At 68.5% G+C, this 1065-nt stretch carries 1 protein-coding gene; it reads right to left on the bottom strand.

The window, feature by feature from the left end; genetic code table 11:
* On the bottom strand, nt 1-855 hold an 855-nt coding region (locus tag ADK66_RS28185; RefSeq protein ID WP_231640226.1), incomplete at its 3' end, for a molybdopterin-dependent oxidoreductase.
* Nucleotides 856-1065 lie beyond the last annotated feature (210 nt).

The raw sequence follows: 1065 nt of genomic DNA, 5'->3' as shown, positions 1-1065 counted from the left end.
CAGGATGTAGCGCACCACCCCACCCAGCAACGCGATGTCCGTACCCGCCCGGATCGGCAGGTAGCTGTCCGCCACCGCACTGGTCCGCGTGAACCGCGGGTCGACGTGGAACACCTTGGCGCCACGACGCTTGGCCTCCATCACCCACTGGAAACCCACAGGGTGTGCCTCGGCCATGTTGGAGCCCTGAATGACGATGACGTCAGCGTTGGCGATGTCCTGCTGAAAGTCCGTCGCACCGCCACGACCGAAGCTGGCCCCCAGACCGGGGACGGTGGCGGAGTGTCAAATACGCGCCTGGTTCTCGATCTGCAACGCGCCCGCCGCGGTGAACAACTTCTTGATGAGGTAGTTCTCCTCGTTGTCCAACGTCGCCCCACCGAGGCTGGAGAAACCCAGCGTGCGGTTGAGCGGGCGGCCCTGCGTGTCGACGTCCTCCCAGGTCTGCTCGCGTGCGGCGAGCACCCGGTCGGCGATCATGTCGAGCGCGGTGTCGAGCTCCAGGTCTTCCCACTGCGTCGAGTACGGGCGGCGATAGCGGACCTTCGTCTGCCGCAGCGGGCTCGTCACGAGGCTCTTGCTGGCCGAGCCCTTCGGGCAGAGCCGACCCCGCGAGATCGGGCTGTCCGGATCACCCTCGATCTGGCTGACCCGCCCGTCTTTGACGAACACCCGCTGACCACAACCCACAGCGCAGTACGGACACACGGACCGGGCGACACTGTCGGCGGTCTCGGTGCGGGCGGTCAACTCTGCCGTACGGGTGGACTGCGCCGCGACGCCCCGGCCGAGCGGGTCCGTGCCGGTGAGCTGCCGATAAACCGGCCAACCCTCGATGAACGTCCGCAGACCCATCCCCGACACCCCCTCCCACGCGAGCGACCCCACGAACATAGGTCAGACGAGCGGCCTTCGCGAACCGAGGTCCCAGTCGGCGGGCGCAGGCTCCAGCCGTCGGACGCAGAAACAGTGCCGCCCCCGACCGGGTGGGTCGGGGGCGGCACCGGTGTCGGTGTGCAGGTCGCCTCTCGGCGAGTGGCGCGACGCGGCTCCAGCCTGACGGTA

Origin of the sequence: Micromonospora sp. NRRL B-16802, from assembly GCF_001279555.1 — a bacterium.
Classification (GTDB): Bacteria; Actinomycetota; Actinomycetes; order Mycobacteriales; family Micromonosporaceae; genus Micromonospora; species Micromonospora profundi.
This window is presented reverse-complemented; position numbering and strand designations above follow the sequence as displayed.